Raw genomic sequence first — 23503 nt, forward strand, 5'->3', positions numbered from 1 at the left:
GCCAGCACCTACGGCATCGCGCAGTACGCGCCGATCGCCTGCGCCGGTCCGCTGCTGGCGGCCGAGATCGACGCGATCGGCAAGGCGCTGGCCAACCCGAAGCGCCCGCTGGTGGCCATCGTGGCGGGCTCCAAGGTCAGCACCAAGCTGACCATCCTGAAGGCGCTGGCCGACAAGGTCGACGGGCTGATCGTGGGCGGCGGCATCGCCAACACCTTCATGCTGGCGGCGGGGCTGAAGATCGGCAAGAGCCTGGCCGAGCCGGACCTGGTGGGCGAGGCCAGGGCGGTGATCGAGGCGATGAAGGCGCGCGGCGCGGCGGTGCCCATCCCCGAGGACGTGGTCTGCGCCAAGCGCTTCGCGCCGGATGCCGAGGCCACGGTGAAGGCGGCCGCCGAGGTGGCCGACGACGACCTGATCCTGGACATCGGGCCGAAGACGGCGGCGACGCTGGCGGCGCAACTCATGGCGGCGGGCACCATCGTCTGGAACGGTCCGGTGGGGGTGTTCGAGTTCGAGGCCTTCTCGCACGGCACCGAGGCCATCGCGCGGGCGGTGGCCCAGAGCAGCGCCTTCAGCATCGCAGGCGGCGGCGACACGCTGGCGGCGATCGCCAAGTACGGCATCGACAAGGACGTGGGCTACATCTCCACCGGCGGCGGCGCCTTCCTCGAAGTGCTCGAAGGCAAGACCTTGCCGGCCTTCGAGATCCTCAGCCGGCGCGCGGCATGAAGCACCCGCCGGACGGATGCGCTGGCCGCCAGGGCGCGGCGCGGCGCCGGCCGGCGTCGCATTGATCACTTTCAACCCAGGAGATTTCCATGGCTCTCATTTCCCTGCGCCAGATGCTGGACCACGCGGCCGAGCACCGCTACGGCGTGCCGGCGTTCAACGTCAACAACCTCGAACAGATCCACGCGATCATGCAGGCGGCCCAGGCCACCGACAGCCCGGTGATCCTGCAGGCCAGCGCCGGCGCGCGCAAATACGCCGGTGAAGCGTATCTGCGCCACATGGTGCTGGCGGCGATCGAGAGCCATCCGGACATCCCGGTCTGCCTGCACCAGGACCACGGCGCTTCGCCCGCGGTCTGCATCCAGGCGATCCAGTCGGGCTTTTCCAGCGTGATGATGGATGGCTCGCTGATGGAGGACGCCAAGACGCCGGCCAGCTACGACTACAACGTGAACGTGACCGCCAAGGTCTGCGAGATGGCCCACGCGGCGGGCGTGTCGGTCGAGGGCGAATTGGGTTGCCTGGGATCGCTCGAAACCGGCGACGCGGGCGAGGAGGACGGTGTCGGCGCCGTGGGCAAGCTCAGCCACGACCAGATGCTGACCGACCCGGCCGAGGCCAAGGACTTCGTGGCCCGCACCGGCGTCGACGCGCTGGCCATCGCCATCGGCACCAGCCACGGTGCCTACAAGTTCACCCGTCCGCCCACCGGCGAGGTGCTGGCGATCGACCGGATTGCGCAGATCCACGCGGCCGTGCCAGACACCCATCTGGTGATGCATGGCTCCAGCAGCGTGCCGCAGGAATGGCTGGCCATCATTCGCCAGTACGGTGGCGACCTGAAGGAGACCTACGGCGTGCCGGTGGAGGAGATCGTTCGCGGCATCGCCAGCGGGGTGCGCAAGGTCAACATCGACACCGACATCCGGCTGGCGATGACCGGCGCAATGCGCCAACTCTTCGCCACCAAGCCGGACGAGTTCGACCCGCGCAAGGCGCTGGCCGCCGCGACCAAGGCGGCCCAGGGCATCTGCCAGCTGCGTTTCGAGGCTTTCGGCTGCGCAGGCCAAGCCAGCAAGATCAAGCCCGTGCCGCTGGCCGCGATGGTCAAGCGATACGCCTGAGCCGGGTGGCGCGGACATGCTGAAGGCCTTGCTGTGGGATGTCGACGGTACCGTGGCGGAGACCGAACGCGACGGGCACCGGGTGGCTTTCAATCTGGCCTTTGCCGACGCCGGGCTGGATTGGGGCTGGACCGAATCGGCGTACGGCGATCTGCTGCACGTCACCGGCGGGCGTGAGCGCCTGCTGGCCTTCATGGATCAGCGCCACGACGCGCCGGACAGCGCGGCGGCGCGCCAGGCGCTGGCGCTTCGCCTGCACGAGCGCAAGAACCGCTTCTATGCCGAGTTGGTGGCGCTAGGGCACTTGCCGCCCCGGCCCGGCGTGGTCGGCGTGATGCGGGAGGCGCGGGCCAGCGGTCTGTCGCAGGCGATCGTCACCACCACCAGCCGGTCCAACGTGCAGGCCTTGATGCCCACGCTGCTGGGCGACGATTGGGCAGAGACCTTCGCGGTCGTGCTGTGCGGCGAGGACACCCAGCGCAAGAAGCCCGACCCCGAGGTCTACCTGCTCGCGCTGCAGCGCCTGGGCCTGCCCGCCACGCACTGCCTGGCGATCGAAGACTCGACGCCGGGCGCGCGGGCCGCCCATGGCGCCGGTGTGCCGCTGGTGCTGCGGCCCAGCGTGTACTTTCCGGCCACGACCTTGCCCGAAGCGATCCCGGGGCAACTGTGCACCGACGACGCGACCTTCAGGCTGTCCGATCTGCGACGCTGGCACGAGCGCCAATACGGCGCGGCGCACCCCGCATGAACCGCGAAGCCGCCGGACCTCGCGGTGTTCGGCGTCAGTGCGGCGTGTAGACCGGCGCCGGAGCCGTGGCCGGCGGGGCCGGCATGGCGGCCGGTGCGCGCATCACGCGGACGCGCCCGCCGGACGAGACGACGATCACCGCGTCACCGGGTTGGAGGTTCTCCTCGCCGCGGGCCTGGATGACGTCCCGGCGCTGGCCGTTTTTCATCTGCAACAGCAACTCGACGCCGTTTTCGCGCGTCGCCGAGCGCTCGACCGCGTTGCCGACGACCGCGCCGGCCACGGCGCCCAGCACGCCGGCCACGCCGCTGTCGCGCCAGCCGCCGACCGACGAGCCGGCGATACCGCCCACCACGCCACCCGCGACGGCGCCGCTGCCGGTCTGGGTGCCGTCCAGCACCACCGGGCGCACGCTCAGCACGGTGGCGTCTTCCACCGTCGACATGCGCTGGGAGTAGCCCGGCTGGATCACGTCCGGATTGGCGGTGGTGCAGGCGGCCAGCACGGCCGACAGGGCGAGGGCAAGGGAAAGTCTTTTCATGGTCGTGTCCGTTTGACGATACGGAATCAACGCCTCGCATGCGAGATCTGTTGACCCCGCTGCCGATTGTGGGCCCCGCAACGCGTCAGACGCTGGCGCGCCGGTAAATCAGCGTGTGCGAATGTGAACCCTGCGTCGTCCGGGGCGCAGCCTGTCGGGCTGCCGCCACGACTCAGTTGCGAAGCCGGCTGTTGCGCGGCACGCTGGCCAGCAGGAATTCCATCTGGTCGGCGACGATGCGCCGGCCGCGCAGAATCATGTCCTCGTGCAGGCTGGGCACGTAAGGCAGGTACAGCAGGCTCATGTGGGCTTCCTCGGGGAGCCGGTTGCCCTTGTGCCCATTGCAGCCCCGGCAGGCGGTGATGCAGTTCATCCACGCGTCCTGTCCGCCGCGCGACACCGGCACGATGTGCTCGCGCGTCAGGTCGTCGAAGCCGAAGCGGTGGCCGCAGTAGGCGCAGATGTGCCGGTCGCGGGCGAACAGCTTGGGATTGCTCAGTGCCGGACTCTGCCGCCAGGCGCGCGACGGGACGCTGCCGCGCACCGCGATGATGGGGTGCAGATCGATGCGCGACTGGACGCCGGTGGCGCGCTGGAATCCACCGCGCATCACGTGGAAGGTCTCGCCCAGCGTCCAGGCAATGGCGTCACTGGCATAAAGGATGGCGGCTTCCTTGACCGTCATCCACGCCTGGGGGCGACCCGACACGTCCAACTGCAGCACGTCCATGACCATGATGGCGCGAACTCCTTCAGCGCGGAGCATAGCGCGTCGATGTGTCATTTCCGTGGTCATGGGCGAATCGGCCGCCGTGCCGGCCGCGCGCCATTAGGCCGGCGGCCCTAAAAAAAAGCCGCGCTACCGCGCCGGCGGGGCCGTGGATTCTGCAAAATAGCACGGTCGTTCGATTCGTGCCGTGCCATCTCCTTCGCCCCGTTGCCTGTTGTGACTCTTCCCGCCGCCGCCTCTCGCCGTGCTCATTCGCGCGGTCTGCAAAAAGGCCAGCAGACCCGTGCCGCCATCCTGGAGGCCGCATTGGGTCTGGCGTCTCACATGGGCCTGGAGGGTTTGTCGATCGGTGCGCTGGCCGAGGTCACCGCGATGAGCAAATCCGGCGTCTTCGCGCATTTCGGTTCGCGCGAGGAACTGCAGATTTCGGTGATTCGCGAGTACCACAACCGATTCGAGGAAGAGGTGTTCTTCCCGGCGGTGCGCCAGCCGCGCGGCTTGCCGCGGCTGCAGGCGATGTTCCAGAACTGGGTCAAGCGGGTGTCGGTGGAAATCGATTCCGGCTGCATCTACATCAGCGGCGCCGTCGAGTTCGATGACCGGCCCGGGCCGGTGCGCGATGCGCTCGCCGGCATGGTCCGGGCCTGGCACGCCGCGCTGGAGCGTGCGATCCGCCTGGCCGTCGACGAAGGCCACCTGCGAGCGGATACCGACCCCGCGCAAATGCTGTTCGAGGTCCACGGCCTGATCCTGGCGCTGCACCACGACGCCCGGTTTCTTCGCAACCCCGGTGCCGTCGAGCGCGCGCAGCGCGGTTTCGCGCGCACCATCCACGATTACGCCGCCAGCGGGGCCGACGTCCCGGCTCCGCTGGCCTGTCCCGCGCCAGCGCCGACCACGCGCTGAATTCACCGACCTGCCTCCAGGAGCGACCATGCCCCAGTACACCCCCCCGCTGCGTGACATGCAATTCGTGCTGCACGAGTTGTTCGACGTGGCCGCCACCTTCAAGGCCATGCCGGTCTTCGAGGACATGGATGCCGAGACCATCAATGCCGTGCTGGAGGAAGGCGGCAAGTTTGCCGCCGAGGTGCTGCTGCCGCTGAACTCCAGCGGCGACCGCCAGGGTTGCACGCTGGACCGGAACCGCCACGAGGTCACCGCGCCGGAGGGCTTCAAGCAGGCCTATGCCAAGTACGTCGAGGGCGGCTGGCCGGCCTTGTCGTGCGACCCGCAGTTCGGCGGACAAGGCCTGCCGCACACCGTGAACCAGTGCTTCTACGAGATGCTCAACAGCGCCAACCAGGCCTGGACGATGTATCCGGGCCTGTCTCATGGCGCGTACGAAGCCTTGCAGGCCCATGGCACGCCGGAGCAGAAGGCCACCTACCTGCCGCCGCTGACCCGAGGCGAATGGACCGGCACGATGTGCCTGACCGAGCCGCATTGCGGAACCGACCTGGGCCTGCTGCGGACCAAGGCCGAGCCCCAGGCCGACGGGACCTACAAGATCACCGGCCAGAAGATCTTCATCTCGGCCGGCGAGCATGACCTGGCGGCCAACATCATCCACCTGGTGCTGGCCCGCCTGCCGGACGCGCCGCAGGGCTCCAAGGGCATCTCGCTGTTCGTCGTGCCCAAGTTCCTGGTTCAGGCCGATGGCTCGCTGGGTCCGCGCAACGGCATCTTCTGCGGCGCGCTGGAGCACAAGATGGGTATCCACGGCAACGCGACCTGCCAGATGATGCTGGACGGCGCCGTGGGCACGCTGGTGGGCGAGCCCAACAAGGGCCTGAACGCGATGTTCGTGATGATGAATGCTGCGCGCCTGGGCGTCGGCAACCAGTCGCTGGGCCTGACCGAGGTGGCCTACCAGAACGCCGTGGCCTACGCCAAGGACCGCATCCAGATGCGCGCGCTGTCGGGCCCCAAGGCGCCGGACAAGCCGGCCGACCCCATCATCGTTCACCCCGACGTGCGCAAGATGCTGCTCACCGCGCGGGCGTTCGCCGAAGGCGGCCGGGCGCTGTCGACCTACACGGTGATCCAGCTCGACAAGGAACTGCACCACCCCGACCCGGCAGAGCGTGCCGAGGCGGCCGACGAGGTCGCGCTGCTGACGCCGATCATCAAGGCCTTCATCACCGACAACGGCTGGCTGGCGACCTCGCACTGCATGCAGGTCTTCGGTGGTCACGGCTACATCCACGAGTGGGGCATGGAGCAGTACGTGCGCGACGCCCGCATCAACATGATCTACGAGGGCACGAACACCGTGCAGTCGCTGGATCTGCTCGGTCGCAAGGTGCTGGCCGACAACGGCAAGAAGCTGAAGAAGTTCGGCGCGAAGATCGCCCAGTTCGTCGAAGACGAAGGCGTGCGCGAGGACATGCAGGAGTTCGTCAACCCGCTGGCCGACCTGGGCGACAAGGTCACCAAGCTGACCACCGAACTGGGCATGAAGGCGTTCGGCAATGCCGATGAGGTGGGCGCCGCCGCGGTGGATTACCTGCGCGTGGTGGGCCACCTGAGCTTCGCCTATTTCTTCGCCCGCATGGCCCGGGTGGCATTGGACAAGCAGGCCTCGGGCGACCCGTTCTACACCGCCAAGCTGCACACCGCGCGCTTTTATTTCGCCAAGCTGTTGCCCGAGACGGCCGGCCTGATCCGCAGTTGCCGCGCCGGCCTGGCTCCGCTGATGGCGATGGACGAGGCGCTGTTCTGATTTCCACCCGGTGCCGGCCCGGTGCCGGCGCGATCAAGGAGACAACGAGATGAGCAAGAGCACGTGGGCCGCTTGGTCGCTGGTGTGGATCTGCGGCGCAGCGGCGGCGCAGTCGACCCCGGTCGGCTTGTGGAAGACCATCGACGACGACGGCAGGACCGAGAAGTCGCTGGTGCGCATCGTCGACAACGGCGGGGTGCTGAGCGGCAAGGTCGAAAGGATCTTCGACCCGGCCAAGCAGGCGGACGTCTGCAGCAAATGCAGCGACGAGCGCAAGGACAAGCCGGTGCTGGGCATGACCATCCTGCGCAATCTGCGCCAGAGCGCCGGCGACAAGGATCTCTGGGCCGGCGGCGACGTGCTGGATCCGACCAACGGCAAGGTCTACAAGGCCCGCCTGAAGCCCATCGAGGGTGGCAAGAAGATGGAGCTTCGCGGCTACATCGGCATGCCGCTGCTGGGACGCACCCAGACCTGGGTTCGCGTCGAATAACTTTCTCAGACCCTGGAGCCTGTCCATGAATCGATTCCAAGTCCGCAAGGTCGCCGTGCTCGGCGCCGGCGTGATGGGCGCGCAGATCGCCGCCCACCTGGTCAACGTCAACGTGCCGGTGGTGCTGTTCGACCTGCCGGCCAAGGAGGGGCCGAAGAGCGGCATCGCGCAGAAGGCCATCGAGAACCTCAAGAAGCTCAAGCCCGCGCCGCTGGGCGTGCCGGAATGGGCCGCGCGCATCGAGCCGGCGAACTACGAAGAGCATCTGGAGCTGCTGCGCGGCTGCGACCTCGTCATCGAGGCGATTGCCGAGCGCATGGACTGGAAGCTGGACCTGTACCACAAGATCGCCGATCACATCGCCCCGGGCGCGATCGTGGCCTCCAACACCTCGGGGCTGTCGATCACCCAGCTCAGCGAGGCGCTGCCGGCATCGATCAAGCCGCGCTTCTGCGGCATCCATTTCTTCAACCCGCCGCGCTACATGTACCTGGTGGAGCTGATCAACACGCCCACCACCGAGCCGGACGTGCTCGACCAGCTCGAAGGATTTGTCACCAGCACCGTCGGCAAGGGCGTGGTGCGTGCGAAGGACACGCCCAACTTCGTGGCCAACCGCGTGGGCATCGCCGGCATGCTGGCCACCATCCACGAGGCCGAGAAGTACGGCCTCTCCTATGACGTGGTCGACGACCTGACCGGCAAGAAGCTGGGACGGGCCAGTTCGGGCACCTTCCGCACCGCCGACGTGGTGGGCCTGGACACCATGGCCCACGTCATCAAGACGCTGCAGGACCAGCTGGGACCCGACAAGGGCAACGATCCGTTCTATCCGAGCTATGCCACCCCCAAGGTGCTGGCGGGCCTGATCGAGCAGGGCGCGCTGGGCCAGAAGGCGGGCGCCGGCTTCTACAAGAAGGTGGGCAAGGACATCCTGCGCCTGGACCCGGCCACCGGCGGGTACGCGGCGGCAGGCGCCAAGGCCGATCCGCTGGTCGAGCGCATCCTGAAGAAGCCGGCGGCCGAGCGGCTGAAGCTGCTGCGCGAATCGAGCCATCCGCAAGCCCAGTTCCTGTGGGCCATCCTGCGCGATTCGTTCCACTACGTCGCGGTGCACCTGGCCGACATTGCCGAATCGGCCCGCGAGATCGATTTCGCGATGCGCTGGGGCTTCGGCATGAAGCAGGGCCCGTTCGAGCTCTGGCAGGCGGCCGGCTGGCAGCAGGTGGCGGGCTGGGTCAAGGACGACATCGATGCCGGCAAGGCGCTGTGCAGCGCACCTCTGCCCGCCTGGGTCTTCGACGGACGCACCGGCGTGCACACGCCCGAAGGCTCGTGGTCGGCGGCCCGCGGCAGCTACGTGCCGCGCTCGTCGCTGCCGGTCTACGCGCGCCAGCACTTTCCCGAAGGTCTGGTGGGCAGCGGCGCTGCGGATCCGCTCGCCAGCGGCACCGAGTTGTTCAGGAACGACGAGGTGCGGGTCTGGACGCTGGACGGCGAGGTGGTCATCGCCAGCATCACCGCCAAGCTGCACCTGATCAGCCCGACCGTGACCGAGGGCCTGCTCAAGGCGCTGGAGATCGCCGAGGCGGGTTACCAGGGCCTGGTGGTCTGGTCGCCCGACGACGTGTTCTCGGCGGGCGCCAACCTGGAGGCGCTGATGCCCGTCTTCATGAAGATGGGTGCCAAAGGCATCGCCCCCGAAGAGAAGAAGCTGCAGGACCTGATGCTGCGCTACCGCTACGCCGGCGTGCCCACCGTCGCCGCGCTGCGCGGCATCGCGCTGGGCGGCGGCTGCGAGCTGGCGGTGCATTGCAGCCAGCGCGTGGCCGCGATGGAAAGCTATGTGGGCCTGGTGGAGGTCGGCGTGGGCCTGGTGCCGGGCGGAGGTGGCCTGACCTACCTCGCCCGCCGCGCGGCCGAGAAGGGCGCCGCCGCGCCGACCCTCGATCTGCTGAACTTCCTGAAGGACGGATTCCAGGCCGCGGCCACGGCCGCTGTGGGCACCAGCGCGATCGAGTCCCGCAAGCTGGGTTACCTGCTGGACAGCGACCTGATCGTGCCGAACAAGGACGAGTTGCTGTTCGTCGCCATCCACCAGGCCAAGGCGATGGCGGCGGCGGGATACCGCGCACCGGCCCGGGTGATGTTCCCGGTGGCCGGCCGCAACGCCATCGCGACGATCAAGGCGAGCCTGGTGGGCATGCGCGATGGCGGCTTCATCAGCCAGCACGACTTCCACATCGCCAGCTGCATTGCCGATGTGGTCTGCGGCGGCGAGGTCGACGCCGGCACGCTGGTCACCGAGGAGTATCTGATGGCGCTGGAACGCAAGCACTTCTGCGCGCTGCTGGAACATCCGAAGACGCAGGAGCGGATCATGGGCATGCTGCAGACCGGCAAGCCGGTTCGCAACTGACGGTCGAAGACGGACAAGGAATCAACATGAGCAAGCAAGTGCAAGACGCCTACATCGTCGCCGCCGCCCGCACCCCCATCGGCCGCTCCGGAAGGGGTTATTTCCGCAACACGCGCTCGGACGATCTTCTGATCCGCGCCCTGCAGGCTGCGCTGACCCAGGTGCCCACGCTGGATCCCGCGGCGATCGAGGACGCGATCGTCGGCTGCAGCTTCCCCGAAGGCGAGCAGGGCATGAACATGGCCCGCATCGCGGTGGCGCTCGCCGGCCTGCCCAACTCGGTGGGCGGCGTCACCGTCAACCGTTTCTGCGCCTCGGGCCTGAGCGCCATCCAGATGGCCGCCGACCGCATCCGCGTCGGCGAGGCCGAGGTGATGATCGCCGGCGGGGCCGAGTCGATGAGCCTGGTCCCGATGGGCGGCAACAAGCCCTCGTTCAACCCGGCCGTGTTCGCCAAGGACGAGAACGTGGGCATCGCCTACGGCATGGGCATGACGGCCGAGAAGGTGGCGGCGCAGTGGAAGGTCAGCCGCGAAGACCAGGACGCGTTCGCGCTGACCTCGCACCAGCGCGCGCTGGCGGCGCAGCAGGCCGGCGAGTTCAGCGACGAGATCTGTCCGGTGGACGTGATCGAGCGCCTGCCGAACCTGGAGACGGGCGACGTCACGACCCGGACCCGCACGGTGAGCCTTGACGAAGGTCCGCGTCCCGACACCAGCCTGGAAGGCCTGGCCAGACTGCGGCCGGTGTTCGCCGCGCCGCGCGACACGACCGGCAAGCTCACCGGCATGGGCAGCGTGACGGCGGGCAACAGCTCGCAGACCAGCGACGGCGCGGGTGCGCTGATCCTGGCCAGTGGCGACGCCGTCAAGCGCTTCGGCCTGACGCCGCTGGCCCGTTTCGTCAGCTTCGCCAGCCGCGGCGTGAAGCCCGAGATCATGGGCATCGGCCCGATCGAGGCGATCCCGGCCGCGTTGCGCTATGCGGGGCTGCGCCAGGACGCGCTGGACTGGATCGAGTTGAACGAAGCCTTCGCCGCACAGTCGCTGGCGGTGATTCGCGACCTGGGCCTGGATCCGGCCAAGGTCAACCCGATGGGCGGTGCGATCGCGTTGGGCCACCCGCTTGGCGCCACCGGTGCGATCCGCGCGGCCACCACCATCCATGCACTGCGCCGGCACCAGCTGAAGTACGGCATGGTCACGATGTGCGTGGGCACGGGCCAGGGGGCGGCGGGCATTTTCGAGCGCGTCTGATGCCGCCCGCTAGGGGATGCCCTCCCCCTAATAGCGGGCGGCCAACGCGTTGACCTGACGCAAGACGGCCTCCTAGACTGCGTGCACTGGCAGTGCCGACGGTGGGGCGAATAGGCGCCTCGCACCGGATCGGTGGCAGCCCTGTCGGCACGGCCGACGGCGACCCGCCAATGTGATCCATTGGTGTTTAGGAGGCTTCATGCGTTCATTCCAATTCGCTGCGATCGCGGCAGCAAGTGCCATTCTCGGTTTGGCAGGGGCGACGGCGCAGGCCGCGCTGTTGAAGGGGCAGCAGGCGCCGCAGGCCCAGGTGTCTCCGGGCATGCAGCTGGTGCCCTCGGGCAAGGGCTTCGCCGTGGAGAAGGCCGCGCTGCCGGGCCTCAAGGTGCCGTCGGGCGCCAACGGCATCAACTACCACGGCGGCAAGCTCCTGGTGAATGGTCCGAACGCGTACTACATCTGGTACGGCGACGCCTGGGCCGGCGATACCGCGATGACCATCCTGCCGGCCATGATGAGCGCCACCGGCGGTCAGCCCTACTTCAACATCAACACCAGCTACTTCCAGGGCAAGCTCCTGGCGACCGGCAAGGTCAAGAACCCGAAATACGTCGCCAACGTCGTGACCCTGGCCGGACAGACCACGGTCACCAGTTCGAGCGGCACGCGCTGGCATGGCAACAGCCTGTCCGACGCGATGATCAAGACCATCGTCTCCGAGGCGATCAGCGCCGGTGACCTGCCGTCCGACACCTCGGGCGTGTACTTCGTGCTGACCGACAAGAACGTGCACGAGACCTCGGGCTTCTGCAGCTCCTACTGCGGCTGGCATTACAACGGCACCATCGGCGGGCAGGACATCAAGTACTCGTTCGTCGGCAATGCGATCAGCCAATGCCCCAGCGGCTGCATGGTGCAGTCGAGCAAGAGCCCGAACAACAACCCCGGCGCCGACGGCATGGCCAGCGTGATCATGCATGAGCTGGAAGAGGCCACCACCGATCCGGACGTGGGCGGCGTGGCGGGCCTGCAGTACGGCTGGTATGACAATGCCAGCGGCGGTGAGAATGCCGACAAATGCGCCTGGACCTTCGGCACCACCTACACCACCGGCAACGGTTCGCTGGCCAACGTGAACTGGGGCGGCAGCGATTACCTGATCCAGCAGAACTGGGTCAATGCCAAGGGTGGCTATTGCGCACTGTCGTACTGAGTGCGCGCGTGAGCGGCGGCCTCTTCGCGAAAGAGGCCGCCTTGTCCTGGAGTCCCGCTGCGGCGGGATTTTTGTCTTCTGATGGCGGATCGGCTCATCCCGGCCGCACAGGTGTCACATGAATCATTCATCGATCCGTCGTCCCGGTTCCTTGATCGCGTCGCTGCTGTTGGCGAGCGGCCTCCAGTGCGCGAGCCTGCCTGCGTGCGCTCAGGACGTGCCACAGCGCACCGGCGTGATCACGCCCACGCGCCTGGTGGTGGTGTTCCTGCACATCGAGCACCAGATGCTGGAGGCGCAGCAAAAGGGGGATCGGGCGGCGCTCGACAAACTGCTGAGCGACACCTTCCTGCAGCGCAGCGGCGCGGCGCCGCTGGCACCGCTGCCCCACGACGAATGGCTGGATGCGGCCCAGCCCCAGCAGGTTGCCGGGGCCACGCTCGGCGACATGGCGGTCCATGAACATGGTGAGCTGGCCATCGCCAGCTTCGTGATCCGGACCGCGAGCCGCGCCCGCTTCGTCGTCGATGTTTGGCAGCACCAGGGCGATGGCGATCACTACCAACTGCAGACCCGCTACGTCTCGGACCTGCCCGTGGCCGCGGCGCCGGCGGCGACGAAGAAGGGCACGCGCCCGGCCGGCGGCAGCCAGAAGCCCGACGGCAAGGGCTGAGCCGGGCCAGCGCTGGAGCCGCGCCCCTGCGTGGGCGCCGGCGGTCCGTGTGACTGGAGCGGGCGCTCCAGTCGAGTCCATGCCGGCGCGGGGCTTCAATGCCAGAATCGCAGGCCCCTCAGCCTGCTGGAGACGCCCATGTCCATCCGTACCGCCACGCTCAATGGCGTGGCCACGATCGAAATCGCCCGACCCGAGAAAAAGAATGCGCTGACCCAGGCGATGTACCAGGCCATGGCCGACGCGCTCAACGCGGCCCAGGCGGACGCTGCGGTGCGCGCGGTGCTGCTGGTCGGGCAACCCGGCGTGTTCACCTCGGGCAACGACATCGAGGATTTCACGCGGCGGCCGCCGCAGTCCGAGGAGTCGCCGGTGCATCGCTTCATGCAAGCCCTGGAAAGCTGCGAGAAGCCGGTCGTCGCGGCGGTCACGGGCGCGGCGGTCGGCATCGGCACGACGCTGCTGCTGCACTGCGACTTCGTGTTCGTCAGCGACGAGGCCCGCCTGGCGATGCCCTTTGTCAGCCTGGGACTGGTGCCCGAGTTTGCGTCCAGCCTGCTGGTGCCGCGCCTGATGGGCCACGCCAAGGCGGCCGAAAAGCTGCTGCTGGGCGATCCCTTCACCGCGTCGGAGGCGGTGGAGTGCGGCATCGCCAACGCGGTCCTGCCGGCCGGTGAGGTCGCGCGCCACGCCCGTCGCGTGGCCGAGCGCTTCAACAGCCTGCCGCCGAGCGCCGTGCGCGAGACCAAGCGCCTGATGCGCGCCGGTCTGCGCGAACAGGTCCGCCGCACCATGGCCGCCGAGGGCGAGATGTTCGCGCAGCGGCTGCGCAGCCCGGAGGCGCAGGAAGCCTTCCAGGCCTTCTTCCAGAAGCGCAAGCCCGACTTCACCCCATTTGCCTGATCGGCGTCGCGTCCGGCACCGGGGTACCCGGCGCGCCGGCCGAGCGAAGCCCGGCGGGCGTGGGCCCGACCCTCATTGACGCTCCGCGGCGAGCTCTCTAGCATCCAGGCTCACCCTGCGGGGGGAGGTCTTCCGACGGGGGTCCATGTCAACCGAGGAGAAACCATGTCGAACAGGTATGGGCAGGTGATGGGAGTCGGGGTGGCGCTGGCCATGCTGGCAGCGGGGGCGCATGCCACGCTGCCGCGATCGGGTGCAGCGCCTGCGGCGGCGGCCGATCCAAACGGTGCGCAGCCGCTGGAGCCGAGCGGGAAGGGCTGGGGCGCGCTGCCCCGGACGATGCCCCATGCGGGCACCGCCGCGGCGGCCGGCACCGCGATCAGCTACCACGGCGGGCCGGTGATCGCGAATCCGTCCGGCGTCAATGTGTACTTCATCTGGTACGGCAACTGGGCCACCCAGAGCCCGACCGGCAAATCCATCCTGACCGACATGATGGACAACGCCGGCGGCCAGCCCTACTTCAACATCAACACGACCTATTACCAGACCAGCAACACGCCGGCGAATCAGGTCAAGAACCTGATCACGCTGAGCGGCGCGATCGACGACGTGTCCGAGTCCCAGGGCTCCAGGCTGACCGATACCAAGGTCAAGACCATCGTCAAGAACGCGCTCAGTGCGGGCAAGTTGCCGGTCGATCCGAACGCCGTCTACTTCGTGCTGACCACCAAGGACGTCAACGAGACCTCGGGTTTCTGCACCCAGTACTGCGGCTGGCACAACCATGCGTCGCTGCTCGGCGTCGACGTGAAGTACGCGTTCGTCGGCGACGCGTCGCGTTGCCTGAGCGCCTGCGCCGCGCAGTCGACCAGCCCGAACGGCAACCCGGGGGTCGACGGCATGGCCAGCGTGGTGATGCACGAACTGGAAGAAGCGGCATCGGACCCGGACCTGAACGCCTGGTACGACGGCAGCGGGGCCGAGAACGCCGACAAGTGCGCCTGGACCTTCGGCACCACCTTCAACCCCGGCAATGGGTCGATGGCCAACGTGACCTGGGGAACCCGCAGCTACCTGATCCAGCAGAACTGGGTCAATTCCGGCGCCGGCTACTGCTCGCTGCAGTACCCGTGACGCGGGTGGCGGGGGCGGCCGTCCACCCCCGCCCGGCCATACGGCGCTCGTCGTCGCGCAGGCGTCAAGGGTGCGGAACGGGGCGTGGCTTGCCGTCGCGGTCGATGGCCACGTAGGTCACATTGGCCTCGGTGACCTTGACCACGTGCAGGTCCGCCGGATTGCGCTCGGCGTAGACCTCGACATGCACGGTGATGGACGTCGTGCCGATGCGGGTCACCTGGGCGTAGAAGCTCAGCAGGTCACCCACCGACACCGCCTGCTTGAAGACGAACTCGTTGACGGCCACGGTCGCGATGCGGCCGCGTGCCAGGCGCGCCGGCAGCACCGCACCGGCCAGGTCGACCTGGGCCATGATCCAGCCGCCGAAAATATCGCCATTGGCATTGGCGTCGGCCGGCATCGGCATCACCCGCATCACCAGGTCGCGATCGGTCGGCAGATGGGTGCGGGGCGGCTGGGGCACACTGGCGGGGTTGGGGCTGTCGCTCATGGCGGTCCTTGGGATTTGGTTTTCCAGAGTCATTCTTTCACGATGCGCCGCGCCTCACTGCCCTTGCCCGAGCCCGCCGCCGGCTCGTCCCCGGCCCAGCGCCGCTCCGACTGGTCCACGCTGCAGCGCCTGTTGCCCTATTTGTGGCAGTACCGCTGGCGTGTGGCGGCGGCCCTGCTGTTCCTGATCGCCGCCAAGTCGGCCAACCTGGGCGTGCCGCTGTTGCTGAAACGGCTGGTCGATCACCTGGCGCCCGGTGCCATCGACCACCGCGCGCTGCTGGTGGTGCCGGCCGGCCTGCTGGTGGCCTATGCCGCGCTGCGCCTGTCGACCTCGGTGTTCACCGAACTGCGCGAACTGGTGTTCGCCAAGGCCACCCATGGCGCCTCGCGCCAGATCGCGCTGGAGACCTTCCGTCATCTGCATGCGCTGAGCCTGCGCTTTCACCTCGAACGCCAGACCGGCGGCCTCACGCGCGACATCGAGCGCGGCACGCGGGCGCTGCAGTCGCTGATTTCGTATTCGCTCTACACGATCCTGCCGACCGTCGTCGAGCTGGGCATGGCGCTGACCCTGCTGGGCGCGAAGTACGACATGGGCTTCGTCTGGATCACGCTGGTGGCGCTGGTGGTGTACGTGGCGTTCACGATCTCGATCACCGAGTGGCGCACGCAATTCCGGCGCCGCATGAACGAGCTCGACTCCAAGGCCCACTCGCAGGCCATCGACGCGCTGCTGAACTACGAGACGGTCAAGTACTTCAACAACGAGGACTTCGAGGCCCGGCGCTACGACCTGGGGCTGAACGCCTACCGCCGCGCCCAGATCCACGCCCAGACCTCGTTGTCGCTGCTGAACACCGGGCAGCAGCTGATCATCGCGTGTTCGCTGCTGGCGATGCTGTGGCGCGCCACCAGCGGCGTGGTCGCGGGTCATTTGACCCTGGGCGATCTGGTGATGGTCAATGCCTTGCTGATCCAGCTCTACATCCCGATGAACTTCCTGGGCGTGCTGTACCGCGAGGTCCGTCAAAGCCTGGCCGACCTGGACAAGATGTTCCTGCTGCTCGAGCGCGAGCGCGAAGTGGCCGACCTTCCCGGCGCGCCGGCGCTGGTCACCCGCGGCGCGGCGGTGCGCTTCGAGCACGTCGGCTTCGCCTACGACCCGGCACGACCCATCCTGCAGGACCTCAGCTTCGAGATCCCGGCTGGGCAGACCGTGGCGGTGGTCGGCGCCAGCGGTGCCGGCAAGAGCACGCTGGCACGCCTGCTCTACCGCTTCTACGACGTGCAGTCCGGTCGCATCACGATCGACGGCCAGGACCTGCGCGAGGTCACCCAGGACAGCCTGCGCCGCGCGATCGGCATCGTGCCGCAGGACACGGTCCTGTTCAACGACACGGTGGCCTACAACATCGGCTACGGTCGTACCGACGCGACCCGCGAGGACATCGAGGCGGCCGCCCGCGCGGCCCACATCCACGACTTCATCGTGGCCCAGCCCAAGGGTTACGAGACGGTGGTCGGCGAGCGCGGGCTCAAGCTCTCGGGGGGCGAGAAGCAGCGCGTGGCGATCGCCCGCACGCTGCTGAAGAACCCGCCCATCCTGGTGTTCGACGAGGCGACCTCGGCGCTCGATTCGGCCAACGAGCGCGCGATCCAGGGCGAGATGCGCCAGGCCTCGCGCGGTCGCACCACGCTGGTCATCGCCCACCGCCTGTCGACCGTGGTCGATGCTCACGACATCCTGGTGATGGACGCGGGTCGGGTGATCGAGCGCGGAACCCACACGGCCTTGCTGGCCGCGGGAGGCCATTACGCCCGGATGTGGCAGTTGCAGAACACCCGCACCGCCTCCGCCGAGGCACAGCAGGAGGCAGGCCGGCATGGACACCAAGTGGCTTGAGGATTTCGTCAGCCTGGCCGAGACGCGCAGCTTCTCGCGTTCTGCGCAGCTCCGGCACGTGACCCAGCCGGCGTTCTCGCGGCGCATCCAGGCGCTCGAGGCCTGGGCCGGCGTGGACCTGGTGGACCGCTCGTCCTACCCGACCCGCCTGACCCCGGCGGGCGAGACCTTCCATGCCCAGGCGCTGGAGGTGATCGGCGCGCTGCAGACGACCCGCAACATGATGCGCAGCCACCAGTCCAGCGGCCAGGACATGATCGAGTTCGCGGTGCCGCACACGCTGGCGTTCACCTTCTTCCCCCACTGGCTGATGGACCTGCGCCAGCGCTTCGGCGGGCTCAAGAGCCGCCTGTCCGCGCTCAACGTGCACGATGCCGTGATGCGGCTGACCGAAGGCAGCTGCGACCTGCTGATCGCCTACCACCACCCGACCCAGCCGCTGCAGCTGAGCTCCGACCGGTACGACATGCTGAGCCTGGGCCACGAAACCCTCGCGCCCTACGCCAAGGCCGACCGGGACGGCAAGCCGCTGTTCCTGCTGCCGGGCCGCGCGAGCGCCCCGGTGCCCTTCCTCAGCTACGCGCCGGGGGCCTACATGGCGCGCATCGTCGAGCAGATCATCAAGCACGCGCCCACGCCGCTGCACCTGGATGCGATCTACGAGACCGACATGGCCGAAGGCCTGAAGGCGATGGCGCTGGAGGGCCACGGCCTGGCGTTCCTGCCCGCCAGCTCGGTGCGCAAGGAATTGCGCGCCCGGCGTCTGGTGGCCGCCGGGTCGGCCGACTACGAACTGACGATGGAGGTGCGCATCTACCGCGAGCGCCCCGAGGCGGCGCGCCACGTCAAGCCGGCGGCGCAGGAGCTGTGGGCCTTTTTGGACGCAGCGGCCTCGCGCGGATGACCCCGCCGAAGTGGTCTACTGCAGGCCTTGCTTTTGACCGAACTCCCAGGAGTTTTGAATGATTGCCATCAAGAATATTTCCAAGTGGTACGGCAGCTTCCAGGTGCTGACCGACTGCACCACCGCGATCCAGCGGGGCGAGGTGGTGGTGGTGTGCGGACCGTCGGGTTCGGGCAAGTCCACGCTGATCAAGACCGTCAACGCGCTGGAGCCCTTTCAGAAGGGCGACATCGTGGTCGACGGCATCAGCATTTCCGACCCGGCCACCAACCTGCCCAAATTGCGCAGCCGCGTCGGCATGGTGTTCCAGCACTTCGAGCTGTTCCCGCATCTCTCGGTGACCGAGAACCTCACGCTGGCGCAGATCAAGGTCCTGGGGCGCAGTGCCGACGATGCCAAGGTGCGCGGCCTGAAGATGCTGGACCGCGTCGGGCTGATGGCCCACAAGGACAAATATCCGGGCCAGCTGTCCGGCGGCCAGCAGCAGCGCGTCGCGATCGCCCGCGCGCTGTCGATGGACCCGATCGTGATGCTGTTCGACGAACCCACCTCCGCGCTCGATCCGGAAATGGTCGGCGAGGTGCTGGACGTGATGGTCAAGCTCGCGCAGGAAGGCATGACGATGATGGTCGTCACCCACGAGATGGGATTCGCGAAGAAGGTCAGCCACCGCGTGATCTTCATGGACGCCGGCAGGATCATCGAGGACTGCAAGAAGGACGAGTTCTTCGGCAACCCCGATGCCCGCGCGCCGCGCGCCAAGGAATTCCTGTCCAAGATTCTTCAGCACTGAGTCCGACGGGCCAGCCGGCCGGCAGTTTGGGACAATCGGGGCATGAGCGCTTCCACCCTGACGATCACCCGCCCCGACGACTGGCATCTGCACCTGCGCGACGGCGCCGCGATGGCGGCCGTCGTGCCCTATACCGCACGCCAGTTCGGCCGCGCGATCATCATGCCCAACCTCCGGCCGCCGGTGACCACCGCGGCCCAGGCCGTGGCCTACCGCGAGCGCATCCTGGCCGCGGTGCCCGAGGGCCTGGCCTTCGAGCCGCTGATGACGCTGTACCTGACCGACAACACGCCGCCGGACGAAATCCGCCGCGCGAAGGAGGCCGGCGTGGTGGCGCTCAAGCTCTATCCGGCCGGAGCCACCACCAACAGCGACGCCGGGGTCACCGACCTGCGCAAGACCTATGCCACGCTGGAGGCGATGCAGCGGGCGGGTCTGCTGCTGCTGGTGCACGGCGAGGTCACCGATCCGGCGGTGGACCTGTTCGACCGCGAGGCCCGGTTCATCGACCAGGTGATGACGCCGCTGCGGCGCGATTTCCCCGAGCTGAAGGTGGTGTTCGAGCACATCACGACCCGCGAGGCCGCGCAGTACGTCGCCGAAGCCGGCCCGTACACCGCCGCCACTGTCACGGCCCACCACCTGCTCTACAACCGCAACGCGATCTTCCAGGGCGGCCTGCGCCCGCACTATTACTGCCTGCCGGTGCTCAAGCGCGAGGAGCATCGCCAGGCGCTGGTGGCCGCCGCCACCTCGGGCAGCGACCGCTTCTTCCTGGGCACCGACAGCGCGCCGCATGCCTCGGTGATGAAGGAAGCCTCGGTTTGCGGCGCCGGGTGCTTCACCGCTCTGTCGGCGCTGGAGCTCTACGCCGAGGCCTTCGAGGCGGCCGGTGCGCTCGACCGCCTCGAGGCCTTCGCCAGCCAGCACGGCCCGGCGTTCTACGGCCTGCCGCGCAACACCGGCCGCATCACGCTCCAGCGCGAGGCCTGGACTCTGCCGGAGGCGGTGCCGTTCGGTGAGGCGGCGCAGCTCAAGCCGCTGCGCGGCGGCGAAACGCTGGCCTGGCGCGTGCAGCCCTGAGGCGGCAGAGTGGCTCGGCGGGGTGACAATGGCCCGATGAGTCTCTCTACGCACACCGGACCGCGGGAAACCCGCATCGCGCTGCTGATCGACGCCGACAACGCGCCGGCCGCCAAGATCGACCTGATCCTGGCCGAACTGGCCAAGCTGGGTGTGGCCAATATCCGGCGCGCCTACGGCAACTGGAAGAAGAACGAGCTGAAGGGCTGGGAGAAGGTGCTGCACGAATGTGCGATCCGCCCGATCCAGCAGTTCGACGTCAGCAAGGGCAAGAACGCCACCGACATGCTGATCGCGATCGACGCGCTGGACCTGCTGTACACCGACCGGCCCGATGCGTTCGGCATCGTCAGCTCGGATGCCGACTTCACGCCGCTGGTGATGCACCTGCGTGCCAAGGGCGCCACCGTCTACGGCTTCGGCGCGAAGAAGACGCCGGAGCCCTTCGTGGCCGCCTGCTCGCGCTTCCTGTACCTGGAGTCGCTCGGCGAGCCGGTCGACGAACCCGAAGCGGAGGACGCGGGCACCGCGGAGCCGGCCAGCACGGCGAAGAAGCCCCGGGCGGCGGCCGCCAAGAAGCCTGCCGCGCCCGACCTGCGGCGCGATGCCCGGCTGGTCAGCCTGCTGCGCAATGCGGTGGACAGCGCGGCCGGCGACGACGGCTGGTCCAACCTCAGCGCGGTGCGGGCCCAGATCGCCAACCAGGCCTCGTTCGATCCGCGCAACCACGGCTTTCGCAAGTTCAGCGACCTGATCGACGCGATCGGCCTGTTCGAAGTCGAGCGTCGCGGCCAGAACCTGTTCGTGCGCGACAAGCGGCCGCCGCGCGGCGGCCGCGCGGCCTGAGGCGCCCCGGCCTCACTCGGTCGGCAGGAAGCCTTCGGTCGACAGGTAGCGCTCGCCGGTGTCGTAGTTGAAGCCCAGCACCCGGCTGCCCGCCGGCAGCTCGGGCAGCTTCTGCGCGATCGCCGCCAGCGTCGCACCGCTGGAGATGCCCACCAGCAGCCCTTCCTCGCGGGCGCTGCGGCGTGCCATCTCGCGTGCCGCCTCGGCTTCGACCTGGATCACGCCGTCGAGCAATTCGGTTTTCAGGTTCTTCGGGATGAAGCCGGCGCCGATGCCCTGGATCGGGTGCGGGCCGGGCGAGCCGCCCGAGATTACCGGCGACTGCGTCGGCTCGACCGCGAACACCTTCAGGCCGGGCCAGCGCGCCTTGAGCACCGTGGCCACGCCCGACAAGTGGCCGCCGGTGCCGACGCCGGTGATGATCGCGTCCAGCCCCTCCGGAAAATCGCTGGCGATCTCCACCGCGGTCGTGCGCACGTGCACGCCGATGTTGGCCGGGTTGTCGAACTGCTGCGGCATCCAGGCTCCCGGCGTGCCGGCCACCAGTTCCTCCGCCTTGGCGATCGCGCCCTTCATGCCCTGCTCGCGCGGCGTCAGCACGAAGCGGGCGCCGTAGGCCAGCATCAGCCGGCGGCGTTCGACGCTCATGCTGTCGGGCATCACCAGCACCAGACGGTAGCCCTTGACCGCGGCCACCATCGCCAGGCCCACCCCGGTGTTGCCGGACGTCGGCTCGATGACGGTGCCGCCGGCCTGCAGCGCGCCACTGGCCTCGGCCGCCTCGACCATCGCCAGCGCGATCCGGTCCTTGATCGAGCCGCCCGGGTTCGAGCGTTCGGATTTCACCCAGACCTGGTGGCGGTTGCCGAACAGCCGGTTGATGCGGATGTGGGGGGTGTTGCCGATGGTGGCGAGGACGCTGCTGGCTTTCATGGGGTCGCGCTTTCTGACGGACAAGGGTCCGATGATGCCGCAAGCCCCGATGACCATCGCCCCAAGGCATGTAAACGGATGTGATGTCGCCGAATCGACGCACCGATCCGGGCGGCATGGGACAATGCGACGGTGAAGTCGACCAGACCGCCGCTGGTGCGAGAGCCGAAAGGCTGCACTGGAGGAAGGTCCGGACTGCGAAGAGCAGCGTAGCGGGTAACGCCCGTCCACCGCAAGGTGCGGATCAGAGCCACAGAGACGAGTCTTGCCAGGGCGCCTGAACAGGGGTGTTCTATGAGGGATCGGCGCAAGCCGGTCGCCGTCGGGTGTCAACCCGGCGGCTTGGGCGCAGCCCAATCCGAGTAGCCACCCTTGCCAGGGTCAACGCCCCGGCAAGGGTGAAACGCGGCAATCTCTACGCGCAGCAACACCAAATAGGCCAGCATTGAAGCGGCTCGCTGAGCTGGCGGGTAGGTGGCATCGAGCCAGGGTGGCAACACCCCGGCCCAGAGGAATGGCGGTCACGGCGGGGCTCGCAAGAGCTTTCGCCGCACAGAATCCGGCCTATCGGTTGGCTTCACACTTTTATCCTGCACACACTTCGACATGAATCCTGAGGCCTCCCGCGTCTGGCGCGGTCCGCGCTGGATGCTGGCCGCGCTGCTGGCCTGCCTGGGCATGCTCGGGCCGTTCTCGATCGACACCTACCTGCCCGCGTTCGCCGGCATCACCCAGGCGCTGGCCGCCACGCCGGTGCAGATGCAGCAGACGCTGTCGGCCTACCTGCTCGGCTTCGCGCTGATGAACCTGTTCCACGGCGCGCTGGCCGACAGCTTCGGCCGCCGGCCGGTGGTGCTGGTCGGCGTGGCGGTGTTCACGCTGGCCTCGGTGGGGTGTGCGCTGAGCACGTCGGTGGCCACCCTGGTACTGTGGCGGGCGCTGCAAGGCATGTCGGCAGGGGCCGGCATGGTGGTGTCGCGCGCGGTGATCCGCGACCTGTTTCCGGCCGACCAGGCGCAGAAGGTGATGTCGCAGGTCACGATCTACTTCGGCGTGGCGCCAGCGGTGGCCCCCATCATCGGCGGCCTGCTGTTCGTCCACATCGGCTGGCAGGCAATTTTCTGGTTCCTGGTCGGCGTGGGGCTGCTGCTGGGGGCGACGATGGCGCGCCTGCTGCCCGAAACCCTGCACCGCAGCCAGCGCCAGCCTTTCAGCGCCGGCCACCTGTTGCGCGGCTACTGGCGGATGGCGTCCGACCCGGTCTTCGTCGCGCTGGCGCTGGCTTCGGGCGTGCCGTTCAACGGCATGTTCCTGTACGTGCTGTCGGCGCCGGTGTTCCTGGGTCAGCACCTGCATCTGGCACCGACCCAGTTCTTCTGGTTCTTCGTGCTGACCATCAGCGGCATCATGGGCGGCGCCTGGCTGTCCGGGCGGCTGGCCGGACAGATCCGGCCGCAACGCCAGATCCGGCGCGGCTTCGTCATCATGATCACGGTCTCCGTGCTGAACGTCGCGCTGAACCTGGCGCTGCCGGCGCACCCGGCGTGGGCCTTGCCGCTGATCGCCTTGTTCGCCTTCGGCTGGGCGCTGATGGTGCCGGTGGTGACGCTGATGGTGCTCGACCAAGTGCCGGACCGGCGCGGCATGGCCTCGTCGCTGCAGGCCTGCCTGGGCAGCGTCGCCAATGCGCTGGTGGCCGGCGTGCTGGTGCCGCTGGTGATGCATTCCACGCTGGCGCTGGCGCTGGCCTCGCTGGGCCTGATGGGGGTGGGCCTGCTGGCCTGGGCCTGGGTGCGACCGCGCCTGCCGGTCCACTGAGCGCCCGGCACCGCTCCGGCTCAAGCCG

At 68.4% G+C, this 23503-nt stretch carries 22 protein-coding genes and 1 other RNA gene; 19 read left to right on the forward strand and 4 right to left on the reverse strand.

Annotation, left to right across the window (positions count from 1 at the left end):
• From pgk to AC0N04_RS08515, 3 genes are all read left to right on the forward strand, one after another.
• Window positions 1–732 (forward strand): phosphoglycerate kinase (gene pgk, locus AC0N04_RS08505; RefSeq protein WP_474280534.1); only part of this gene is annotated, 732 nt, incomplete at its 5' end.
• 89 nt (window positions 733–821) lie between these two features.
• Window positions 822–1859, forward strand: coding sequence for a class II fructose-bisphosphate aldolase (gene fba, locus AC0N04_RS08510; RefSeq protein ID WP_474280536.1), 1038 nt, complete (start codon window positions 822–824; stop codon window positions 1857–1859).
• A gap of 16 nt (window positions 1860–1875) precedes the next feature.
• A complete protein-coding gene (locus tag AC0N04_RS08515; protein ID WP_474280538.1) occupies window positions 1876–2610 on the forward strand; it encodes an HAD-IA family hydrolase in 735 nt (244 codons plus the stop codon).
• A 34-nt stretch (window positions 2611–2644) separates the two neighbouring features.
• On the opposite strand, the gene AC0N04_RS08520 is transcribed toward AC0N04_RS08515, so the two are convergent.
• Together AC0N04_RS08520 and AC0N04_RS08525 are read right to left on the reverse strand one after the other, a co-directional pair.
• A complete protein-coding gene (locus tag AC0N04_RS08520) occupies window positions 2645–3151 on the reverse strand; it encodes an outer membrane lipoprotein (RefSeq protein WP_474280541.1) in 507 nt (168 codons plus the stop codon).
• 172 nt (window positions 3152–3323) lie between these two features.
• Entirely contained in the window at window positions 3324–3881 is a 558-nt protein-coding gene (locus AC0N04_RS08525) for an HNH endonuclease (protein ID WP_474282008.1), read from the reverse strand.
• Between the two features lie 207 nt (window positions 3882–4088).
• On the opposite strand from AC0N04_RS08525, the gene AC0N04_RS08530 reads away from it, so the two are divergent.
• The 9 genes from AC0N04_RS08530 to AC0N04_RS08570 all read left to right on the forward strand — a co-directional run bounded on the left by AC0N04_RS08530 (window position 4089) and on the right by AC0N04_RS08570 (window position 14700).
• The gene (locus tag AC0N04_RS08530) at window positions 4089–4787 is read left to right on the forward strand and encodes a TetR/AcrR family transcriptional regulator (RefSeq protein WP_474280543.1); all 699 of its coding nucleotides are present in this window, start codon (window positions 4089–4091) and stop codon (window positions 4785–4787) included.
• Window positions 4788–4815: 28 nt separating this feature from the next.
• On the forward strand, window positions 4816–6606 hold the full coding sequence (locus AC0N04_RS08535) for an acyl-CoA dehydrogenase C-terminal domain-containing protein (RefSeq protein WP_474280545.1): 1791 nt from the start codon (window positions 4816–4818) through the stop codon (window positions 6604–6606).
• Between the two features lie 49 nt (window positions 6607–6655).
• The gene (locus AC0N04_RS08540; RefSeq protein ID WP_474280547.1) at window positions 6656–7099 is read left to right on the forward strand and encodes a DUF2147 domain-containing protein; all 444 of its coding nucleotides are present in this window, start codon (window positions 6656–6658) and stop codon (window positions 7097–7099) included.
• Window positions 7100–7124: 25 nt separating this feature from the next.
• Entirely contained in the window at window positions 7125–9518 is a 2394-nt protein-coding gene (locus AC0N04_RS08545) for a 3-hydroxyacyl-CoA dehydrogenase/enoyl-CoA hydratase family protein (RefSeq protein ID WP_474280549.1), read from the forward strand.
• Window positions 9519–9544: 26 nt separating this feature from the next.
• A complete protein-coding gene (locus AC0N04_RS08550; RefSeq protein ID WP_474280551.1) occupies window positions 9545–10774 on the forward strand; it encodes an acetyl-CoA C-acyltransferase in 1230 nt (409 codons plus the stop codon).
• A gap of 199 nt (window positions 10775–10973) precedes the next feature.
• Window positions 10974–11987: a hypothetical protein gene (locus tag AC0N04_RS08555; protein ID WP_474280553.1), complete on the forward strand. Its 1014-nt coding sequence runs from the start codon at window positions 10974–10976 to the stop codon at window positions 11985–11987.
• A 118-nt stretch (window positions 11988–12105) separates the two neighbouring features.
• Window positions 12106–12660, forward strand: a complete 555-nt coding sequence (locus AC0N04_RS08560) for a nuclear transport factor 2 family protein (protein ID WP_474280555.1) — start codon at window positions 12106–12108, stop codon at window positions 12658–12660.
• A gap of 138 nt (window positions 12661–12798) precedes the next feature.
• Complete coding sequence (locus tag AC0N04_RS08565) at window positions 12799–13563, forward strand: enoyl-CoA hydratase (protein WP_474280557.1); 765 nt, start codon at window positions 12799–12801, stop codon at window positions 13561–13563.
• A gap of 165 nt (window positions 13564–13728) precedes the next feature.
• Window positions 13729–14700: a hypothetical protein gene (locus AC0N04_RS08570; RefSeq protein ID WP_474280559.1), complete on the forward strand. Its 972-nt coding sequence runs from the start codon at window positions 13729–13731 to the stop codon at window positions 14698–14700.
• Between the two features lie 64 nt (window positions 14701–14764).
• On the opposite strand, the gene AC0N04_RS08575 is transcribed toward AC0N04_RS08570, so the two are convergent.
• Window positions 14765–15193, reverse strand: coding sequence for an acyl-CoA thioesterase (locus tag AC0N04_RS08575; RefSeq protein ID WP_474280561.1), 429 nt, complete (start codon window positions 15191–15193; stop codon window positions 14765–14767).
• 42 nt (window positions 15194–15235) lie between these two features.
• Here AC0N04_RS08575 and AC0N04_RS08580 point away from each other — a divergent pair, with 42 nt between their 5' ends.
• Genes AC0N04_RS08580 through AC0N04_RS08600 form a run of 5 tightly spaced genes read left to right on the forward strand, consistent with a single transcriptional unit; the run spans window position 15236 to window position 20724 of the window.
• Window positions 15236–17098: an ABCB family ABC transporter ATP-binding protein/permease gene (locus AC0N04_RS08580; protein WP_474280563.1), complete on the forward strand. Its 1863-nt coding sequence runs from the start codon at window positions 15236–15238 to the stop codon at window positions 17096–17098.
• Window positions 17079–18002: a LysR substrate-binding domain-containing protein gene (locus tag AC0N04_RS08585; RefSeq protein WP_474280565.1), complete on the forward strand. Its 924-nt coding sequence runs from the start codon at window positions 17079–17081 to the stop codon at window positions 18000–18002. Before AC0N04_RS08580 ends, AC0N04_RS08585 begins: the two co-directional genes overlap by 20 nt.
• A gap of 58 nt (window positions 18003–18060) precedes the next feature.
• A complete protein-coding gene (locus AC0N04_RS08590) occupies window positions 18061–18795 on the forward strand; it encodes an amino acid ABC transporter ATP-binding protein (RefSeq protein ID WP_474280567.1) in 735 nt (244 codons plus the stop codon).
• A gap of 42 nt (window positions 18796–18837) precedes the next feature.
• Complete coding sequence (gene pyrC, locus AC0N04_RS08595) at window positions 18838–19878, forward strand: dihydroorotase (protein WP_474280569.1); 1041 nt, start codon at window positions 18838–18840, stop codon at window positions 19876–19878.
• Between the two features lie 36 nt (window positions 19879–19914).
• Window positions 19915–20724: an NYN domain-containing protein gene (locus AC0N04_RS08600; protein WP_474280571.1), complete on the forward strand. Its 810-nt coding sequence runs from the start codon at window positions 19915–19917 to the stop codon at window positions 20722–20724.
• Between the two features lie 12 nt (window positions 20725–20736).
• On the opposite strand, the gene cysK is transcribed toward AC0N04_RS08600, so the two are convergent.
• The gene (gene cysK / locus AC0N04_RS08605; RefSeq protein WP_474280573.1) at window positions 20737–21657 is read right to left on the reverse strand and encodes a cysteine synthase A; all 921 of its coding nucleotides are present in this window, start codon (window positions 21655–21657) and stop codon (window positions 20737–20739) included.
• Window positions 21658–21791: 134 nt separating this feature from the next.
• On the opposite strand from cysK, the gene rnpB reads away from it, so the two are divergent.
• An RNA gene (rnpB, locus tag AC0N04_RS08610) (RNase P RNA component class A) lies at window positions 21792–22240 on the forward strand.
• A gap of 23 nt (window positions 22241–22263) precedes the next feature.
• Complete coding sequence (locus tag AC0N04_RS08615; protein WP_474280575.1) at window positions 22264–23475, forward strand: multidrug effflux MFS transporter; 1212 nt, start codon at window positions 22264–22266, stop codon at window positions 23473–23475.
• Window positions 23476–23503 lie beyond the last annotated feature (28 nt).

Source organism: Ideonella sp. sgz306126 (assembly GCF_056032705.1).

Excerpts from the sequence above, each read along its gene's own strand:
- pyrC (WP_474280569.1), top strand. The coding sequence starts at position 18,838 with ATGAGCGCTTCCACCCTGACGATCACCCGCCCCGACGACTGGCATCTG.
- AC0N04_RS08515 (WP_474280538.1), top strand. The coding sequence starts at position 1,876 with ATGCTGAAGGCCTTGCTGTGGGATGTCGACGGTACCGTGGCGGAGACC.
- AC0N04_RS08570 (WP_474280559.1), top strand. The coding sequence starts at position 13,729 with ATGTCGAACAGGTATGGGCAGGTGATGGGAGTCGGGGTGGCGCTGGCC.
- AC0N04_RS08575 (WP_474280561.1), bottom strand. The coding sequence starts at position 15,193 with ATGAGCGACAGCCCCAACCCCGCCAGTGTGCCCCAGCCGCCCCGCACC.
- AC0N04_RS08555 (WP_474280553.1), top strand. The coding sequence starts at position 10,974 with ATGCGTTCATTCCAATTCGCTGCGATCGCGGCAGCAAGTGCCATTCTC.
- AC0N04_RS08615 (WP_474280575.1), top strand. The coding sequence starts at position 22,264 with ATGAATCCTGAGGCCTCCCGCGTCTGGCGCGGTCCGCGCTGGATGCTG.
- AC0N04_RS08535 (WP_474280545.1), top strand. The coding sequence starts at position 4,816 with ATGCCCCAGTACACCCCCCCGCTGCGTGACATGCAATTCGTGCTGCAC.
- AC0N04_RS08580 (WP_474280563.1), top strand. The coding sequence starts at position 15,236 with ATGCGCCGCGCCTCACTGCCCTTGCCCGAGCCCGCCGCCGGCTCGTCC.
- AC0N04_RS08540 (WP_474280547.1), top strand. The coding sequence starts at position 6,656 with ATGAGCAAGAGCACGTGGGCCGCTTGGTCGCTGGTGTGGATCTGCGGC.
- fba (WP_474280536.1), top strand. The coding sequence starts at position 822 with ATGGCTCTCATTTCCCTGCGCCAGATGCTGGACCACGCGGCCGAGCAC.
- cysK (WP_474280573.1), bottom strand. The coding sequence starts at position 21,657 with ATGAAAGCCAGCAGCGTCCTCGCCACCATCGGCAACACCCCCCACATC.
- AC0N04_RS08550 (WP_474280551.1), top strand. The coding sequence starts at position 9,545 with ATGAGCAAGCAAGTGCAAGACGCCTACATCGTCGCCGCCGCCCGCACC.
- AC0N04_RS08520 (WP_474280541.1), bottom strand. The coding sequence starts at position 3,151 with ATGAAAAGACTTTCCCTTGCCCTCGCCCTGTCGGCCGTGCTGGCCGCC.
- AC0N04_RS08525 (WP_474282008.1), bottom strand. The coding sequence starts at position 3,881 with ATGGACGTGCTGCAGTTGGACGTGTCGGGTCGCCCCCAGGCGTGGATG.
- AC0N04_RS08545 (WP_474280549.1), top strand. The coding sequence starts at position 7,125 with ATGAATCGATTCCAAGTCCGCAAGGTCGCCGTGCTCGGCGCCGGCGTG.
- AC0N04_RS08590 (WP_474280567.1), top strand. The coding sequence starts at position 18,061 with ATGATTGCCATCAAGAATATTTCCAAGTGGTACGGCAGCTTCCAGGTG.
- AC0N04_RS08600 (WP_474280571.1), top strand. The coding sequence starts at position 19,915 with ATGAGTCTCTCTACGCACACCGGACCGCGGGAAACCCGCATCGCGCTG.
- AC0N04_RS08565 (WP_474280557.1), top strand. The coding sequence starts at position 12,799 with ATGTCCATCCGTACCGCCACGCTCAATGGCGTGGCCACGATCGAAATC.
- AC0N04_RS08585 (WP_474280565.1), top strand. The coding sequence starts at position 17,079 with ATGGACACCAAGTGGCTTGAGGATTTCGTCAGCCTGGCCGAGACGCGC.
- AC0N04_RS08560 (WP_474280555.1), top strand. The coding sequence starts at position 12,106 with ATGAATCATTCATCGATCCGTCGTCCCGGTTCCTTGATCGCGTCGCTG.